We start from the raw sequence: 18069 nt of genomic DNA, 5'->3' as shown, positions 1-18069 counted from the left end.
CTGAACCGACCGGTCGGCTTACCGCTCCACCCTCGCGCGGAGGTGTTCGACCGCGACGTCGACTCGGGGACCGAAGGCGACGGCCGCGACGGCCGCGACGACCCCGCCGACGGTCCAACCGACGAGCGAGGCGACCGCCCGACCGCTCTGCACGAACCCGCCCTCCGGCGCGAAGGCGACGCCGATCACGTGTTCGAAGACGAGCCCCCTGAACGCGCCGTTGGGCGTGAGCGCGATCGACCCCGCGATCCCGCTCGGCGAGGCTCCGGCCGACAGCGACCGAAGGACCGCGAGGTCGCCGCCGAGGACGCCCGCGAGCAGCGCGAGGACGGCGAGCGCGAGCGCGCTCCGCCGGCTCGTCGCGACCACCGAGACCGCCGCCGACAGCGACAGGTACGCCGCGCCGAACGGGACGACGAGCGCGAGGAACCGCACGAAGAGCAGGGGGGAGTCGACGCCGGCGTGGGTGGCGAAGATCCCCGTGTCCGGGGCGGCGGTGAGCCAGACGTACGCGCCGACGAGCGCGAACGGGCCGCCGACGAGCGCGACGAGCGCGGCCGTCCGCGCCAGCAGCACTCCGAGGACGTACGCGGCCGCGCTCACGGGGTACGTCCGGATCACGGCGAGCTCGCCGCTCGCGGCGTCGGCGAACAGCGCGCGGTAGCCCAGCACGACCGCGAGCAGCGGAACCAACACCTCCGTCGGCAACAGCAGGTCGACGACCGCGGGCACGAACCCCGTCGCGCCCCCGCCGCCGACGGCGACGAGCCCGCCGAGCACGACGAGCAGCCCGACGGCGAGGACCGCGTACCCGGGCGTCCGTCGCACCGTCGCCAGCTCGCGGCGGAAGACGAGCCAGACGCCCGTAACCGCGCTCGTCATCGGTCGGACACCCCCGCGACGTGGACCGTCTCCGATCCCTCACCGCTCGCGTCGCCTTCGCTCCCCTCGTCGTCGACCCCGCGTCCGTCGGCCGAGCCGCCGGCGACGGCGCGGTACAGCTCTCCGACGTCGGCGGCGTCGTGTTCGGCGAGGAGCCGCTCGCGGGGGCCCGCCGCGGCGACCTCCCCGCGGCGGAGGACGACGACGGCGTCCGCGTGCGCGTCGACGAGGTCGAGGTCGTGCGAGCTGACGACCACGGCCGCGTCGTCGCCCGCGCGGGCCGCCGCCCGGAACGCCCGCTCCCGCATCTCGGGGTCGAGCCCGCTGGTCGGCTCGTCGAGGACGACCACGGCCGGGTCGCCGAGCGTCGCCTGCGCGATCCCGAGCAGCCGTCGCATCCCGCCCGAGAGCGCCCCGACGCGCTTGTCGGCCGCGTCGGCGAGCCCGACCGCCGCCAGCGCGGCGTCCGCGTCGCCGTCGACGAGCGCCGCGTAGAACCCGAGCGTCTCGCGGGCGGTGAGGTCGTCGCGGAACGGGACCCGCTGCGGGAGGTAGCCGACGCGCTTGTCCCCGCCCTCTCGCGGGCCGCCGTGCCGGTATCTCACCGATCCGGCCGTCGGGTCGACCGCGCCGGCGAGCACGCCGAGCAGGGTCGACTTCCCGGAGCCGTTGGGGCCGATGACCGCGGTGACGCCCGTTCCCACGGACAGCGACACGTCGGTGAGAACGGGGACGCCGCCGTACGTGCGCGTGATCCCCGTCACGGTCGCGGACGGCTCGTCGCTCATCGCCGGCCCCCCGCGACCGCCAGTCGGTCGGCGCGGCTCCGCGGCGTCGGGTCGCGGAGCGCGGAGGCGTTCGCCGCCTCCCCGAGCGCGGACCGCCAGTTCGTCGGAGTCGGTCCGTCCGCGTCGGGATCGGCCGTCGCGGCGTCGACTCGATCCGGGTGGTAGGGCGCGGGCGCGGGAGCCGGGTCGACGATGCTCCCGGACCGCGCCCCGGGGACGGTCCCCCGGAGTCGGTCGAGGAGCCGCGCGGCGGGCGACTCGCGCACCGCGACCGCGCTCGCCTCGCGGTGGAGCGCCGCGTCGACCGGCGACGTCGGGCGGTACGCCCGGCCCGCGCCGCCGTGCGGGCCGGCGTTCGCGCCCTCCCAGTAGTTCCCGCGGCCGCCGTCGGCCCAGACGCGCAGCGCGCCGGCACCCGCGGCGGCGTGGTCGCCGTTGCCGACGAAGTCGTTCGCGACGACTCGACTGGAGGGGACCACGGTCGTCGCGCGCGCGCCGAGCTCGTTGCCGACGACGACGTTGTGCTCGTACAGCGACCCGCGCGCGCTCGTGGAGAAGCCGAGCTCGTTGCCGACCAGCGTGTTGTAGCCGACGTACGTCTTCGTCCCCGACGCCTGGATCCCCGCGCTCGACCCCCGGACGTCGTTGCCGACGATCACGTTGCCGGCGGGCCGGGTCATCACGGTGACGCCGGCGAACAGCTCGTTCCTGTAGGCGTTGTCGGCCACCAGCGCGTCGCCGGTGTACATGAGGTGCGTCCCGTACCGGTTGTCCGCGAACGTCGAGTTCCGAACGACGGAGCCGTCCGCGCGGTGGAGGTAGATCCCGTCGCGACCCCCCTCGAACCGGCTGTCGGCGACGGTGACGCGGGACCCCATCCCGGTGACCCCCATGAACCCGTCCTGCCACTCGTCGGTCCCGTCGACGCGGAGGTCGGTGACGGTCGCGTGCGACCCCTCGCGCAGCAGCAGGCCGCTGGCGTTCGTGTCGACGACGACGTCGTCGACGACGAGCCCCGGCGCGCCGACCGCCTTGATCCCCGCGTCGCCGTAGCCGTACCCCAACTGGATGTTCGTGTCCCACGTGCCGCCGTCGGGGTCGCGCGACTCGCGGGCGGCGTCCGGGTCTCGGGTCCGGTTTCCGGTCCCCTCGACCCGGACGCCCGTGATCGCCACGTCCGGCGCGCGGACCGTGATCACGGAGCCGGTTCCGTTTCCGCGGACGCGGGTCGGCCCGGTTCCGTCTCCCCGGACCGCGCCGCCGGCGATCGTCACGGAGCGGTTCACGGTCAGCGTCTCCTCGTACGTCCCGGGGGGAACCGCGACGGTCGTGTTCGCCGGTGCCGCGTCGACCGCGGCGGCTATCGTCGGCGCGTCCTCGCCGACGACGACCGAGACCGGTCGGTCGGCGCGCCGCTCCGCCGCGGCGATCCGTCGGTCGGCAGCCCGCCAGCGCTCCGGTCCGGTGGAGCGCACGAGCGCCGCGGACCCGACGCCGAACGACCGGTTCCGGACCCCCGCCCAGTCGACGACCGAGCCGCCGTGGTCGGCCGCGAACGCCGCGGCCGCCTCGTCGGTCGCGAACGGGACGGCCGTCTCGCCCGCCGGGGTGTGCGCGTCGCTGCCGACGACGTACCGGGCGTCGGCGACCGGGGTCCACCCGCCGGAACCGCTCGCGGCGAGCAGCCCCGAGTCGGTCGTGCGCGGGCTCCGGTGGTCAAACGTGTCGACGTAGGCGACGAGGGGGTAGCCGAACTGTCGGTCGGTCCGCCCGTCCGACAGCGACGCGACGAACGACCCGACCCCGTTGTAGCCGACGACGTACTGGAGCTGCGAGTAGAACACCTGGACGCGGGGGAGCGTCGCGTCCCCGGCCATCAGCGCGTCCGTCTCCGAGGAGAGCCCCAGCTCGGTCGCGTCGTCGTACGCGACCGGCTCGGGGACCGAGTCGCTCGGGTCGGCGGCGAACGCGCCGGCCGTCGCGACCGCGGCGAGCGCGACGAGGCCGACGGCCGCGAGCCGGACGCGACGCGACCGGGCGGTGTCGGGGTCGAAAACTGCCACGCGCTTGTTTCGATCGGCGGCGACTTATGAGGTCTGGTTCGTTCCTCGAACGACCCGCTGAACCCGTCCCAAGGGGCTAAGAGGACGGTTCGGTAAGAGCGAGACATGGAACCGTCCGACCCGTCGACACCCAGTTCCGACACGCAGACGAACCGACCCGAGGGCGAGTCGCCGGTCTCTCGCCGGGCGCTGCTCGGCGGCATCGCCGCGGCGGGGGTCGCCGGCGTCGCCGGCTGTGCGGGCGACGAGTCGGCGTCGATCAGCCCCGTCTCCATCGACGACGGACAGGCCTGCGACCAGTGCGGGATGATCGTCTCGGACCACCCCGGCACGGTCGGGCAGGTCCACTTCGAGGACGACGGGCCGGAGGGCGGACGCCCGGCGCAGTTCTGTAGCGGGACCTGTACGTACACCTATCGCTTCGACGCCGAGGACGAGGGCCGGACCGCGCTGGCGACGTTCCTCACGGACTACTCGGCGGTCGAGCAAGCGGTGTTCGAGGAGGGGGGCGACACGATGTTCTCCTCGCACGTCGAGAGCGACGCGTTCGCCCGCGAGCCGGAGCTCACGGTCGTCGTGCGGAGCGAGATCATCGGCGCGATGGGGCCGGACCTGATCCCGTTCAGCGAGGACGGGGACGTCGACGAGTTCGTCGCCGAGTACGGCGGCGAAGCGATGGCCGCGACCGAGGTGGAGCGAGCGACGCTCGAAGCCTTATAAATAAGCCGGCGGTCACCGACGATAGCTGACAACCGATCCGCGGATTGTGACCGCCTCCGGGGACCGGCTACTCGCCGCCCCACTTCTCGACGCGCTTCGGCCGGTCGGAGACCGCCATCACGTCGAGGTCGTCGCCCGCGTGGTCGAGCGCCTCCAGCGCCGCCGTCGCGGAGGCGTGCGTCGAGAAGTAGGTGATCTCCTCCTCGACGGCGACCTCCAGTAGGTCGCGCTGGCGCGAGACGATGAGGTCGAGGTCGCCGCGCTTCGCGGCCTCGATCAGGTCCGTCGCCCCGCTCAGCTCGAAGTGATCGGCGTAGCCGTCAACGAGCGCCTCGCCCGCCTCGGTGCCCGGGTCGGGGAACTCCTCCGCCGAGAGGTCGACGACGGCGGTGCCGGACTCCGGGATCGGCTTCCCGGTCGAGTCCTGCGCCTTGTCGTACGCCTTGCCGAAGGAGGTCGCGGTGCCCATCACCTCGCCGGTCGACTTCATCTCCGGGCCGAGCCGCGGGTCAGACCCCGGCAGGCGGTCGAACGGGAGGACGACCTCCTTCACGCTGCGGTGTTCGGGGACCTGCTCGTCGGCGTCGAGGTCCGCGAGCGTCAGGTCGTCGGTCATCACCTTCGCCGCGAGCTTGGCGATGGGGACGCCGGTCGCCTTCGAGACGAACGGGACGGTCCGCGAGGAGCGCGGGTTGGCCTCAAGCACGTACACCTCGCTCTCGGCGCCGGGGTCGCCGACGCCGGTGACCGCGAGTTGGACGTTGAGCAGCCCGACCGTGTCGAGCGCGCGGGCGATGTCCTCGGTCACCTCGCGGACCCGAGTCATGGTCTCGTCGTCCAGCGACCGCGGCGGGATCATACAGGCCGAGTCCCCCGAGTGGACGCCCGCGCTCTCGACGTGTTCCATCACGCCGCCGAGCAGCACGTCCTCCCCGTCAGCGACCGCGTCGACGTCCAGTTCGACCGCGTCGTCGAGGAACTGGTCGACGAGGATCGGCTTGTCGGGGGAGACGCGGACCGCCTCCTCGATGTACTCCTCCAGCTCCGCGTCGTCCTCGACGACCCGCATCGCGCGGCCGCCCAGCACGTAGGAGGGGCGCACGAGGACCGGATAGCCGATGTCGTGGGCCAGCTCCAGCGCCTCCGCCTCGCTCGTCGCGGTGCCGCCCTCGGGCTGCGCGATTCCCATCTCGTCCATCAGGACGTTGAAACGGTCGCGGTCCTCCGCGAGGTCCATCGCCTCGACGCTCGTTCCCATGATCTCGCAGTCCAGTCCGCGGCGGTCGAGCTCCGCTTCGAGCGGTTCGCCGATGTTCACCGACGTCTGGCCGCCGAACTGGACCATCACGCCGTCGGCGCCGGTCGCTTCGGCCACGTCGGCCACCTCCTCGGCGGTGATCGGGTCGAAGAACAGCCCGTCGGAGGTGTCGTAGTCGGTCGAGACCGTCTCGGGGTTGTTGTTGACGACGTGCGCCTCGATGCCGAGCTCGCGGAGCGCCTGGATCGCGTGGACCGAGCAGTAGTCGAACTCGACGCCCTGGCCGATCCGGATCGGGCCGCCGCCGACGACGACCACGCTGTCGACGCTCTTGTCGACGACCAACTCGCCCGCCGCGGCGTCGCCCTTCAGCGGGCCGCGCTCGAACTCGGACTGCCGCGCGGAGTAGTAGTACGGGGTCTCGGCGGCGAACTCCCCGGCACAGGTGTCGACCTGCTTGTACGTCCGACCGGGCACGTCCGCCTCCACGGCGTCGACGTCGACGCCGCTACCGGCGAGAGCGGCGATGTCCGCGTTCGTGTGGCCGGCGGTGGCCGCCCGCGCGAACTCGCCGTTCTGGGCGGCCTGCGCGGAGTCGCTCACGCGCTTGAACCGCTCGAGGTACCACGGCTTGATCCCGGTCAGGTCCTCGACGTCGGCGACGGTGTAGCCGCGGTCGAACGCCTCGAACATCGCGTACGGGCGGTCGGGGCTCGGGCGTTCGAGGTACTCGGACTCCAGCGCGCCGTCGTCGACGGTCTCCCAGTCGACCGCCGGGTCGTACTCGGACGAGCGGAGGGACTTCAGGAGGCTCTCCTCGAAGTTCCGGCCGATCGCCATCGCCTCGCCGGTGGACTTCATCGCCGTGCCGAGCTCGAAGTCGACGTCGTCGAACTTGTCGATGGGCCACCGCGGCACCTTCGTCACCACGTAGTCGATGGCGGGCTCGAAGGCGGCGGTCGTCTCGCCGGTGATCTCGTTGTCGATCTCGTGGAGCCGCTTGCCGAGCGCGACCTTCGCGGTGACGCGGGCGATCGGGTAGCCGGTCGCCTTCGAGGCCAGCGCGGAGGAGCGGGAGACGCGCGGGTTCACCTCGACGACCCGGTACTCGCCGCCGGGCGTCCCGTCGTCGTGCCACGCGAACTGGATGTTACAGCCGCCCTGGATGCCCAGGTCGCGGATCACTTCGAGCGCCGCGTCGCGCATCTCCTGGTGGCCGTCGTCGGGGATCACCTGCGAGGGCGTGACGACCGTCGACTCGCCGGTGTGGATCCCCATCGGGTCGATGTTCTCCATGTTACAGATGATGATACAGGAGTCGTCGGCGTCCCGCATCACCTCGTACTCCAGTTCGACCCAGCCCGCGATGGACTCGGTGACGAGGACCTCGCTGTTACGGGAGAGGCGGAGCCCCTTGCGGACGCGCTCGACCAGCTCCTCGAACTCGTCGACGACGCCGGAGCCGGAGCCACCGAGGGTGTACGTCGTGCGGGCGATGACCGGGAGCCCGCCGACCGCGTCGACCGCCTCCTGAACGCCCCCGCGGAACGCCTCCTCGTCGAAGTCGGTGACCGACTCGCCCTCGTCCAGGGAGATGGTCGTGGACTTCGGCACCGGCTGGTCGAGCCCCTCCATCCGCTGGCGGAACAGGTCGCGGTCCTCCGTCGCGTAGATGGTGTCGAGCGGCGTCCCCATCACCTCGACATCGTGTTCCTCCAGAATGCCCTCCTCCGCGAGCTCGGCGGTGACGTTGAGCCCGGTCTGGCCGCCGAGGCCCGCGATGACGCCGTCCGGCTCCTCGATGCGGATGACCTCCGCGATGGCCTCGGGCGTGATCGGCTCGATGTACACCCGGTCGGCCGTCTCGGGGTCGGTCATGATCGTCGCCGGGTTCGAGTTCACGAGGACGACGCGAGCGCCCTCCTCTTGGAGGGCGCGACACGCCTGCGCCCCCGAGTAGTCGAACTCGGCCGCCTGTCCGATCTGGATCGGTCCGCTGCCGATAAGAAGAATCGTCCGGTCCTCGCTCATTACGCGGACGGAATACGCTCATCGTAATAAGGCCGGCGGTAGAGTACGAATCTCGCAGCGATTTTGCGATTTTCGCAAGCTAAGTCGTACCACGGTGGTTGGTACTACGCGACACCCGGCCGGTACCGGTCGCCGCGCGCCGTGTCGAGTCCCGGCTCCTTCGACGCGATCCGGGTCCTTCGACGCGACCCCGTCGAACCGACGGCTGAGCCCCACCACAAGGGATTTATCGGGAAGTCTGAAATTCCGGGACGGACATGCCCTATTCCCGCCGCCGCGCCCTCCGACTGCTCGGCGTCGCCGGTGCGACCGCCGCGACGGCCGGTTGTCTCGGCCCCGGGAGCCTCGACTCGTACTCCCTCATCGGCGACGCCGCGGACCTCTCGTCGATCGGTCGTCCGTACCTGCGCCCCGACCCCGCGTCCGTCCGGGCCACGACCCGCGTCGACTTCGCGACCGAAACCAAGACCGCCTACCTCTCGGAACTGTTCGAGACCGGAGAGGTGACCGTCAGACAGTGGCCGCTCGTCGGCCGCGACGAGTGGGGGACCGAGACCCGACCGCGCCCGACGTTCCTCCGGCGAGACGGGTCGTTCCACGAGGTCCGCGTCACCGGGGAGCGCCGGCTCGAACGGGACCGGTGGCACTTCGCGGTCGAGCGGGTCGACGAGACCCCGCCGGACGACGCCGCGGTCGCGACGCCGCCGTTCGGTCTCTCGGCGCAGGACGAGCGAGTGCTCGACGCGGCGCTCGACGCGGTGTACGCCGGCAACGACGGGTTCCTCGGGGACCCGGAGTTCGACGAACTCCAGACCGTCCAGTTCCACCACGGGCTCGACCCGGAGGCAAGCGACCTCGTCCCGTCTCCGGCGTTCGCGTTCGTCGAGTACGAGGGCGAGTACTTCCGGTCCGTCGCGGAGCGTCGGACGGTCGACGTTCCCGAGTGGACCTACGCGGTCGACGAGATAACGGACTCCCGGAGCGAGTTCGTCGAGTACGCGAGGGGGGAGATCATCGGGCGCGACCTCGACTCAGCCGGACTCTCGGCGTCCGCCCGGGGGGTGCTCGACGACGCGATCGCCGAGGAGCCCCGCCGCTACGAGGAGGGTGACCCGCCGTCCGACGAACTCGGCGACGCCCTCGAAGCGCTCGGCATCGCCGGCGACCTCCGACCGCTCGATGCCTACGAGGGACGGGTTGACTTCCGGAACGCGGTCGTCGAGTACCGAGACGGCGTCTATCGGTTCGATCTGATCGTGACGCCGTAGAACGCTCGCGGACCGACGGGGGAGGGTCGCGCACCGGCCCCTCGGCGCAGGCCGCCGCGTTCGGAGCCTCGGGCCGACCTCAGGTCGCGAGCCGGTACCGGTACGGCTGACCCGCGATGACCTCGACCTCGCCGCGTTCGGCCCGGCGTCCCAACACGGTAGCGACCCTGTGCGGGCTGTCGATCGCCTCGCATTCGTCGCACTCCTCGACGAGCGCGAGGATCTCCCGCGCCGTCAGCGGCTCGTCGGCCTCGGCGAGCACGCCGCGGATACGGTCGTACCGGTCGTATTCACCGGCGCTCATACGTCTTACGTACGGTCTCCGGACGTATAGGGTTCAGTGAGACAGAAGTCGGACGAGCGTCTGACACGGGGCTCGAAGCGCCGGTTTTCCGGGGTCTGAGAGGTTTTGGCAGTTGGCGACGCGGCGAGACCGAGTCTCAGGCGTACGGGTCCTCGGCTTCGAGGTCGCGCTCCGCGCGGTACTGCTCGACGAACTCGCTCACGTCGAACTCGACCATCTCCTGTTCGAACGCGGACAGGGCCTCGTCGTCGTCGGCGTGGCTCACGGCGTGTTCCATCAGCTCGACGACGAGTTCGACGACGATCTCGTGGAGCCGGCGGGAGTCGAACTCCGTCACCCACGCCATCGCGTACCCCACGTCCGCGTTCTCGCTGGCGTCGTGCGCGACGACCGCTTCGGGGAACTCCTCTAAGACGACCCCGAGCAGGTGCGGCGTGTCGAACTCCGGCATCTCCTCGCTGGTCGTCTCGATGGCCTCGCGGAGCACCTCGACGAGGAAGTCCGGGAGGAACCGCTCCGGCGGGTGGACGTCCATCACGACCGCGTGGGTCTCGCCGCAGTCGCACTCGTACTCGCGCATGCCGAGGTCCAGTTCGCCGACGCCGACCGTCTCCCCGCAGGGTAGCTCCAGCGCGTTCTCGTCGCCGCCGGGGACGCGGGGCTGGGACATGGCCCTCCTTGGTCGCTGTCGAGGTTAAAAGGAGCGGAACGGGTCGGTGCGGTGGCGGCGAGACGGAGCCCTCGACGCCCGCGACGGGAGCTCCTCGGCGTCGTCTTCGGACGGAACTCACGGGACGCGCGTGAACGAAAACCCCCGCAGGCGACCGGCTCCGGCGTTACTGGAATCCGATCCGGCCGCCGGTGTCGCGGAGCGACTCGCCGCCGCCGCCCTTGAACTGCTCTCTGACGTCCTCGTAGTACGCGAGGATGTCCTCGTTTATCGTCGGGCGCACCGACTCCATGGCGCGCCGGAAGTGCTTCATCTCGACCTCCTCGGCGTCGTCGTCGTCGCGCAGCGCCTCGATGGCGGCCTCGCGGGCGATCCCCTCCAGGTCGGAGCCGACGTAGCCGTCCGTGATCTCGGCGACCTCGCGGAGGCTCACGTCGGGCGCGAGCGGCGTGTTCTCGGTGTGGATGTCGAGGATCTGCTCGCGGCCCTCTTGATCCGGCTGCCCGATCATCACGAGCCGGTCGAAGCGACCCGAGCGGAGCAGCGCGGGGTCGATCATGTCCGGGCGGTTGGTCGCGCCGATGACCATCACGTCGCCCATGTCCTCTAACCCGTCGAGCTCCGTGAGCAGCTGGTTCACGACGCGCTCGGAGACGTTGTTGCCCATCTCCTGGCCGCGCGAAGGCGCGAGGCTGTCGAGCTCGTCGAAGAAGATGATCGTCGGGCTCACCTGCCGGGCCTTCCGGAAGGTCTGCCGGATCGCCTTCTCGGACTCGCCGACCCACTTCGAGAGCAGCTGCGGCCCGCGCACCGAGATGAAGTTCGCGTTCGTCTCGTTGGCGACCGCCTTCGCCATCAGCGTCTTCCCGGTGCCGGGCGGGCCGTACAGCAGCACGCCCTTCGGCGCGTCGACGCCCATGCGGTCGAACTTCTCCGGGGTCGTGAGCGGCCACTCGACCGACTCTTGGACCTGTTGTTGGGCTTCGCTGAGACCGCCGACGTCGTCCCAGGATATCTTCGGAAGCTCGACGAGCACCTCGCGCATCGCCGAGGGCTCCACCTCGTTCAGCGCGCCCGAGAAGTCGTCGCGCTTGACGATCATCCGGTCGATGAGGCTCGGCGGCACCTCCTCCTCGTCGAGATCGATCTCGGGGAGGTAGCGGCGTAACGCCTTCATCGCCGCCTCCTTCGTGAGGCTCTCGATGTCGGCGCCGACGAAGCCGTGCGTCTCGTCCGCGAGGTGATCGAGGCTCACGTCGTCCGAGAGCGGCATCCCGCGGGTGTGGATCTGGAGGATCTCCTTGCGGCCGACCTCGTCCGGGACCCCGATCTCGATCTCGCGGTCGAAGCGCCCGGGGCGGCGGAGCGCGGGGTCGACGCTGTCGACGCGGTTCGTCGCGCCGATGACGATCACCTGGCCGCGCGTCTCCAGCCCGTCCATCATCGTCAGCAGCTGGGCGACGACGCGGCGCTCGACCTCGCCGGTGACGTCCTCGCGCTTCGGCGCGATCGAGTCGAGCTCGTCGATGAAGATGATGCTCGGGCTCTCCTCTTTCGCGTCCTCGAAGATCTCCCGGAGCTGCTGTTCGGACTCGCCGTAGTACTTCGAGATGATCTCGGGGCCGGCGATCGAGAAGAACGAGGCCGACGTCTCGTTGGCGACGGCCTTCGCGAGCAGCGTCTTCCCGGTGCCCGGCGGGCCGTGGAGCAGGACGCCCTGCGGCGGCTCGATGCCGAGCTTCGAGAAGATCTGCGGGTGCTTCATCGGCAGCTCGACCATCTCGCGGACGCGCTGGATCTCCGACTGGAGGCCGCCGATGTCCTCGTACGTAATGCCGCCACCGGTCTTCTCGAACCCCGAGATGGGCTCCTCGCGCAGTTCCACCTCGGTGTCCTCGGTGATGAGACAGACGCCGTCCGGCTCCGTCTCGACCGCGATCAGCGGGATCGCCTGCCCCGGCGACCGCATGAACGGGTGGTTCGTCGACGACATCACCGGAACGATGTCGCGCTCGACGACCGGGCGCTTGAGGATCTGACGTTTCACCATGCCGGCGGCGTCGGAGCCGAACTGGACGGACGCCTCCTCGGGCGGGGCCAAGACGAGCTTGTCGGCCTTCTCGGCCTCCGCCTTCCGGATGGTGACGCGCTCGCCGATGCCGACGTCCGCGTTCTGACGGGTGAAGCCGTCCACGCGGACCGTGTCGGTGTTCCAGTCTTGGCGGTCCGCGCGCCAGACCTTCGCGGCGGTCGTCTCCGCGCCCTCGATCTCGATGATGTCGCCGGGCGAGAGCTTCAGGTGCAGCAGGGTGTCGGGGTCGAGTCGGGCGATGCCGCGCCCCGAGTCGTTCGGGTACGCTTTCGCCACTTCGAGTTGGACTTCGTTCATGATTCCTCGCGGGGGATGGTCGTATCTGGACCCGGTCCGGGAATAAGCCTGTTGCCCGTGTCGCCGCTCCGCGACGGGCGACCGGCGACCGCGGCAGGTTGTGTTATCATATAGCATGGTTAGGTGCCCGCTCTTAAAACCTCGTCGTAAGCGTGCGTTTTCGCCGTTGGTTTGCGTGCGGTCGCAACGGTCGTTTTTTGCCCGTTCGGGGTGACCGCTCGGCGTGTTCGACTCCCTCTCCGATCCGATGCGATCGCTCCTCGTCCGGCTCGGCTTCCTCGCGGCCGGTGCGCTCGTCGGGCTCGCGCTCAACGCGCTCGACGTCGCCGGAGTTCTCGCCGTCCCGCTCGCGGTGGTCGCGCTGTTAGTCGTCGGCGAGCTGTCCCTGTTCGCGGCCGGCGAGGGCCCGTGACCGCGGCCGGCGCTCGCCGCCCGCCCGCGGTCGAATCCGGAGGTATTTGTCCGCCAGTCGCGTCGGAACCAGCATGCGAACGCTCGTCTTCGACGGTCGGACCGGGGCCGCCGGCGACATGATCTGCGCCGCGCTGATCGCCGCCGGAGCGGACCCCAACGCGCTCGCCCCCGTGAGCGACGCGCTCCCGATCCGGTACGACGTCGGCGAGGTCGACAAGAACGGGATCCGCGCGACGACGGTCGACGTCCTCGTCGACGGTGACGCTGACGAGGAACGCGACGAGGGGCCCGGCACCGTCGCAGACCACGAACACGACCACAGCCACGAACACGACCACAGCCACGAACACGGCCACAGCCACGACCACGAACGCGGTCACGACCACGAACACGGCCACAGCCACGAACACGACCACGACACGGAATCCGCCGGAGCCGACACGCCGGCCGAGGGCGCCGGCGTCCACCGGAGCTATCGCGAGGTGGTCAATCTGGTCGAGTCGATGGGCCTCCCGGCCGCGGTCGAGTCGACCGCGCTCGACGCCTTCGAACTGCTCGGGCGCGCGGAGGCGTCGGTCCACGGCACCGACCTCGACGAGACGCACTTCCACGAGGTGGGCGCGGACGACGCGATCGCCGACGCGGTCGGCGCGGCGCTGCTGCTCGCCGACCTCGACCCCGACCGAGTCGTCACGACGCCGGTCGCCGCCGGCGGCGGCACCGTCGAGATGAGCCACGGCACGTATCCGGTTCCCGCCCCGGCGACGACCGAGGTCGCCGCCCGAGCCGGCTTCCGGATCGTCGGCGGGCCGATCGACCGCGAGCTGCTCACGCCGACCGGTGCCGCGATCCTGGGGGCGGTCGCCGACGGCGTCGACGCGGTCCCGGACCTCGCGGTCGAGCGCGCCGGCTACGGCGCGGGCGACGCGGACTTCGAGCGCCACCCGAACGTCCTCCGCGCGCTCGTCGGCGACGGCGGAGAACCCGGAGCGGGCGGTGGGGAACGCGACGACGGGGAGCGCGACGCCGACCGCGTGCCCGGCGACCACGCGCACGACGACCACTCAACCGACGGGTCGCTCGCTCACGACGACATCGCCGTCCTGGAGACGAACCTCGACGACGCCGCGCCGGAGGTGCTCGGCGGACTTCAGGAGACCCTCGCGCGCGCCGGTGCGCGGGACGTGACGATCGTCCCGACGACGATGAAGAAGTCTCGGCCCGGACACCTCGTGAAGGTGATCTGTAAGCCGGCGGACGCCGAGGCCGTCGCGGAGCGGCTCGCCCGCGAGACGGGCACGCTCGGGGTGCGTCAGTCGGGCGCGAGCCACCGCTGGATCGCCGAGCGCGAGTTCGAGACCGCGACGCTCCGGGTCGACGAGACGGACCACGAGGTGGCCGTGAAGGTCGCCTCGACGACCGACGGGACGGTGTACGACGTCAGCGGGGAGTACGACGACGCGGCCGCGGTCGCGGCGGCGACCGGCCTCGCGATCCGGGAGGTGCTTCGGCGCGCCGAGGCCGACGTGCGCGAGCGGTTCGCGGAGGAATAACCGACGGACCGACGGGGACGCCCCCGTCGACCAGTCAGTCGGGCGGGTCGACCCGCTCGACGCGCTCGGGGTCGACGCCGAAGCCGTCGGCGAGGCGCTCGCGGACGCGGTCGACGACGAGTTCCTCGGCGGCGTCCGGGTCCGCGTCGGGGCCCGTCTCGTCGCCGACCGCGAGGGTCGCGACCGCCTCGACCGTGGTGTCGTTGAGGCCGGGCCGGAGGCCGGCGATCTCGATCTCCTCGACGCGGAGGCCGTCGATTCGCTCGATCTGTGCTCTCGCGCCGGCGACGAGGTCGCCGGCGGCCGCCTGCGAGACGCGGACGGTCACCGTGGCCTCGACCGACGGCGTGTGGATGGCTGCCGCCATACGCCCTCGCCGCGAGTCGAACGCGGCGCGGTCGGTCGGCGTCCCGGTTCGCAACCCGGGCACCGACCGGTCCGCGGCCTCGAACGCACCGACGGCGGGGGTCGCCGACGGCGGCGCTCGCGAGGGGGCGGTCGTCCGCCTCGACGCGCGCGACGACAGCGACGGCTGGAGAGAACGGGAGATGGTCCGTCCCGGGGAAATCCTCCCCAGCCGACGCGCGTCACGCGGTCGGGCGGACGGACCGTGAGTTCGGAGCCGAATACCCGATCCACCCGAGGAACGCGACGCTCTCGGACCGCGCGAGCGTCGAAGGGGTGGAGCGGATCATGATCGGTCTCCGCGGCGCGGGGAGCGCCGTTATTCATGTTCTCGGCCGGTTTCGTCTTAAAATTATGTTAGTCATGCTACCACATGCCACAGTGCGTTCGGTCCCGAAGTCGCCGAGAATCCCCCTGAGCGGCCGCGCGCGTCTGGTTCCGCCGACGGCAAGACGACAGGCCTATGCCGGGTCCGCGACCAGTTGCGGACAAGCAGACACCGCCATGATCGAGCGAATCCACACGTCGGACGTCGAACCGGACGCGGACGAGGTCGCCATCGCCGGCCACGTCCACGAGATCCGCGACCTGGGGGGCCTCGTGTTCCTCATCGTGCGCGACCGCGAGGGGCTCATCCAGATCGTTTTCAAGGAAGAGCGCGAGCCGGAGCTGTTCGAGGCCGTTCAGGACGTCGGCGCTGAGGACGTCGTCCGCGTCGTCGGCGAACCGCTGGAGAGCGACCAAGCGCCCGGCGGCGTCGAGATTGCGCCGACCGAGTACGAGGTCATCGACGAGGCGGAGTCCCCGCTCCCGCTGGAGATCTCGAAGGACATCGAGGTCGACCTCTCGACCCGGCTCGACAACCGCGCGCTCGACCTCCGGAAGCCGGAGACGCTGGCGGTGTTCACCCTCCGTTCCGAGCTGATCACCGCGATGGAGGAGTGGTTCGAAGACGAGGGGTTCGTCGACATCAAGACGCCGCTGATCTCGAAGGGCGGCGCCGAGGGCGGCGCGGAGCTGTTCCCGATCCTCTACTACAACCAGGACGCGTTCCTCTCGCAGAGCCCCCAGCTGTACAAGCAGATGCTGATGGCCTCCGGCTACGAGGCGGTCTACGAGACGGGCACCGCGTTCCGCGCCGAGGACTTCGCCACCTCGCGTCACGTCTCCGAGATCGCGATGTTCGACGTGGAGCTGGCGTACATCGACGACCACGACGACGTGATGGACGTTCAGGAGGAGTCGCTCCGCTACGCGCTCCGCGAGGTCGCCGAGAACGCCGAGCGCGAGCTCGATCTCCTCGACGTGGACCTGGACGTCCCCGAAGAGGACTTCCCGCGGATCACCTTCGACGAGGCGCTCGACGTCCTCGAGACCGAGTACGGGCACTTCCCGGACGACCCGACCGACCTCGACACGAAGGGCGAGAAGCTGCTGGGCGAGCACTTCGAGGAGCAGGGGCATCCCGCGTTCTTCGTCGTCGGCTACCCCGACGAGAAGTTCTATTACATGCAGGACGTGCCGGACGACGAGATCGCTTCCCGGAAGTTCGATCTGATTTATAAGGGTCAGGAGCTCTCCTCGGGCGGCCAGCGCGAACACGACGTCGAGCGCATGGTCGAGGTCATGGAGGCGGAGGGCGTCGAGACCGCGAACTTCGAGTTCTACATCGAGGCGCTGAGCTACGGCACGCCCCCGCACGGCGGCTACGGGCTCGGCATCGACCGCCTCGTCCAGAAGGTCGCCGGCCTCGACAACATCAAGGAGGCGATCATGTTCCCGCGCGACCCCAACCGGCTGGAGCCGTAGTCGGTTCGAACGGCTCCCCGTTGCTCGACCGCGCCCGTCGGCGTGGGCCGCGCGCTTGACCGGCGCGGTCCGCGCTCGCGCCGTCGACCGCGATCGTTCGAGGCGCTCTTTTATAAGGACGCACCTGATGGTGCCGCTCCGGAAGCTCGGGCCGTCTTCCGTCGATTAAGCCGAATTAAATCGGGCGTAACTCGGCTGAACGGCTTGGGGTATTAAACCGTGTGGCGCTCCGAGGTGGAGCCGTCATGAGTGCGATACGAACGACGCTGATCGTGGCGCTGGCCACGGTGGTACTGATCGGGACCGGCGCGGCCGCCGGTGCCGTCGCGGCGACGCCCGGCCCGGACGACGCCCCGGGCGACGCGGGGCCGCCGAGCGACCTCCCGAGCCAAGTTCCGGACTTCGTCGGCGGCATCCTCGATGGCGTGAACGAGTTCCTCTCCGGCGGCGTCGACGACCTCGGCGAGACCGTGAGCGATGTCGCCGGGAACGGTGCCGGCGAGGGCGACGGCACCGACGCGGGAGACGGAACGACCGCCGACGGTGAGGGGGGTGCGTAACGTGACGGATCACGCCCCCGACCTCGACGCGCTCGACAGGCGGACCTACCTCCGAGCGACCGGCGCCGCCGCGCTCGGCGCGGCCGGCCTCGCCGGTTGCGTCGGTCGCGCGACCGGAACGCTCGCGACGCAGGTGACCGACCAGCCGGCCGACATCGCGGACTTCGAGTCCCTCGTCGTCACCGTCGACGGGTTCTGGCTCGGGCCCGAGGGCGTCGAGCCGGAGGACGCCGACGGCGGCGACGAGACCGACACGGACGGCGGGAGCGACGACGAGAACGACACCGCCGGCGGGAACGAGACCGCCGACGGCAACGAGACCGACGGCGGGGAGGACGGTCCCGACGGTCGCGAGTACTTCGGGTTCGACGAGTCGCAGGAGGCGGACCTCGTCGAACTTCAGAACGGCGAGACGCAGTTGATCGACGAGCGAGAGCTCCAGACCGGCGAGTACCCGTATCTCCAGCTCGACGTGTCGTCGGCCGACGGGACGCTCACCGACGGGAGCGACGCGACCGTCGACCTCCCGGGCAACGCGCCGCTGAAGTTCAACGAGCAGTTCGAGATCCGCGAGAACGCCCGGACGACGTTCACCGCGGACTTCGCGCCGGTGTTACGGGGGAACGGTCGCTACCTCCTCCGGCCGGTGCCGAGCGGCATCGAGGTGACGTACGAGGAGTCCGGCGACGCCGGCGGCGAGAACTCGACCGAGGGCGACTCGTAGGTGCCGCGCTCCCCCGGTCCCCCGTTGGGATCGCGGCCGCGTCCGGTCGCTCGCCGCGAAGCGAGCGCCGTGCGCCCGCGGTTCCGGGGTCAGGGCTGGGTTCGGTTCCCGGGGTTCGGGGACCGGGGGAATGCGCGCGCCGCTGCGAGCGGTTCCCGAACCAGAGCGTCCGTCCGCTGTCAGAGGCACACGACCCGCACGATCGCCCGCGCGACGACGCGCACGGGCGAT

The 18069-nt window shown here is 70.9% G+C and carries 16 protein-coding genes; 8 read left to right on the top strand and 8 right to left on the bottom strand.

Features of this window, described 5'->3' with window-relative positions; genetic code table 11:
• Positions 1–18 precede the first annotated feature (18 nt).
• Genes C464_RS02965 through C464_RS02955 form a run of 3 tightly spaced genes read right to left on the bottom strand, consistent with a single transcriptional unit; the run spans position 19 to position 3733 of the window.
• Positions 19–882 (bottom strand): hypothetical protein, encoded by an 864-nt coding sequence (locus C464_RS02965; protein WP_006112030.1) that lies wholly within the window; start codon positions 880–882, stop codon positions 19–21.
• A complete protein-coding gene (locus C464_RS02960; RefSeq protein ID WP_006112029.1) occupies positions 879–1670 on the bottom strand; it encodes an ATP-binding cassette domain-containing protein in 792 nt (263 codons plus the stop codon). Before C464_RS02960 ends, C464_RS02965 begins: the two co-directional genes overlap by 4 nt.
• Complete coding sequence (locus tag C464_RS02955; RefSeq protein WP_006112028.1) at positions 1667–3733, bottom strand: NosD domain-containing protein; 2067 nt, start codon at positions 3731–3733, stop codon at positions 1667–1669. Before C464_RS02955 ends, C464_RS02960 begins: the two co-directional genes overlap by 4 nt.
• Positions 3734–3838: 105 nt before the next feature.
• On the opposite strand from C464_RS02955, the gene C464_RS02950 reads away from it, so the two are divergent.
• A complete protein-coding gene (locus C464_RS02950; RefSeq protein WP_006112027.1) occupies positions 3839–4453 on the top strand; it encodes a nitrous oxide reductase accessory protein NosL in 615 nt (204 codons plus the stop codon).
• A 67-nt stretch (positions 4454–4520) separates the two neighbouring features.
• Here C464_RS02950 and carB read toward each other — a convergent pair whose 3' ends face one another.
• Positions 4521–7742 (bottom strand): carbamoyl-phosphate synthase large subunit, encoded by a 3222-nt coding sequence (carB, locus tag C464_RS02945; protein WP_006112026.1) that lies wholly within the window; start codon positions 7740–7742, stop codon positions 4521–4523.
• A 257-nt stretch (positions 7743–7999) separates the two neighbouring features.
• Between carB and C464_RS02940 the strand changes: the two genes are divergently transcribed.
• Positions 8000–9010 carry a hypothetical protein gene (locus tag C464_RS02940; RefSeq protein WP_006112024.1) on the top strand — a complete coding sequence of 337 codons (1011 nt, stop codon included), beginning with the start codon at positions 8000–8002 and terminating at the stop codon, positions 9008–9010.
• Between the two features lie 79 nt (positions 9011–9089).
• Here the strand turns inward: C464_RS02940 and C464_RS02935 are convergent, their stop codons facing one another.
• The 3 genes from C464_RS02935 to C464_RS02925 form a co-directional block, all read right to left on the bottom strand.
• Positions 9090–9314 (bottom strand): hypothetical protein, encoded by a 225-nt coding sequence (locus C464_RS02935; protein WP_006112023.1) that lies wholly within the window; start codon positions 9312–9314, stop codon positions 9090–9092.
• 136 nt (positions 9315–9450) lie between these two features.
• Complete coding sequence (locus C464_RS02930) at positions 9451–9984, bottom strand: DUF5815 family protein (protein ID WP_006112022.1); 534 nt, start codon at positions 9982–9984, stop codon at positions 9451–9453.
• A 166-nt stretch (positions 9985–10150) separates the two neighbouring features.
• Positions 10151–12373 (bottom strand): CDC48 family AAA ATPase, encoded by a 2223-nt coding sequence (locus C464_RS02925; RefSeq protein ID WP_006112021.1) that lies wholly within the window; start codon positions 12371–12373, stop codon positions 10151–10153.
• Between the two features lie 223 nt (positions 12374–12596).
• Between C464_RS02925 and C464_RS02920 the strand changes: the two genes are divergently transcribed.
• On the top strand, positions 12597–12785 hold the full coding sequence (locus tag C464_RS02920; protein WP_006112019.1) for a hypothetical protein: 189 nt from the start codon (positions 12597–12599) through the stop codon (positions 12783–12785).
• A 73-nt stretch (positions 12786–12858) separates the two neighbouring features.
• On the top strand, positions 12859–14340 hold the full coding sequence (gene larC / locus C464_RS02915; RefSeq protein WP_006112017.1) for a nickel pincer cofactor biosynthesis protein LarC: 1482 nt from the start codon (positions 12859–12861) through the stop codon (positions 14338–14340).
• A gap of 34 nt (positions 14341–14374) precedes the next feature.
• Here larC and C464_RS02910 read toward each other — a convergent pair whose 3' ends face one another.
• The gene (locus C464_RS02910) at positions 14375–14707 is read right to left on the bottom strand and encodes a hypothetical protein (RefSeq protein ID WP_049910802.1); all 333 of its coding nucleotides are present in this window, start codon (positions 14705–14707) and stop codon (positions 14375–14377) included.
• Here C464_RS02910 and C464_RS18320 point away from each other — a divergent pair.
• The 4 genes from C464_RS18320 to C464_RS02895 all read left to right on the top strand — a co-directional run bounded on the left by C464_RS18320 (position 14694) and on the right by C464_RS02895 (position 17838).
• Positions 14694–14954, top strand: coding sequence for a hypothetical protein (locus C464_RS18320; protein WP_152420870.1), 261 nt, complete (start codon positions 14694–14696; stop codon positions 14952–14954). The two genes, C464_RS02910 and C464_RS18320, sit on opposite strands and share 14 nt — an antisense overlap.
• A 295-nt stretch (positions 14955–15249) precedes the next feature.
• Positions 15250–16554 carry an aspartate--tRNA(Asn) ligase gene (aspS, locus tag C464_RS02905; RefSeq protein WP_006112014.1) on the top strand — a complete coding sequence of 435 codons (1305 nt, stop codon included), beginning with the start codon at positions 15250–15252 and terminating at the stop codon, positions 16552–16554.
• A gap of 245 nt (positions 16555–16799) precedes the next feature.
• Positions 16800–17114, top strand: a complete 315-nt coding sequence (locus tag C464_RS02900; RefSeq protein ID WP_006112013.1) for a hypothetical protein — start codon at positions 16800–16802, stop codon at positions 17112–17114.
• 1 nt (position 17115) lies between these two features.
• On the top strand, positions 17116–17838 hold the full coding sequence (locus C464_RS02895) for a DUF4382 domain-containing protein (RefSeq protein WP_049910800.1): 723 nt from the start codon (positions 17116–17118) through the stop codon (positions 17836–17838).
• Positions 17839–18069: the final 231 nt, after the last annotated feature.

Source organism: Halorubrum coriense DSM 10284 (assembly GCF_000337035.1).
In the GTDB taxonomy this organism is placed as follows: Archaea; Halobacteriota; Halobacteria; order Halobacteriales; family Haloferacaceae; genus Halorubrum; species Halorubrum coriense.
Note: the sequence above shows the minus strand (reverse complement) of the source record. Positions and strands in the feature narration are given on the sequence as shown.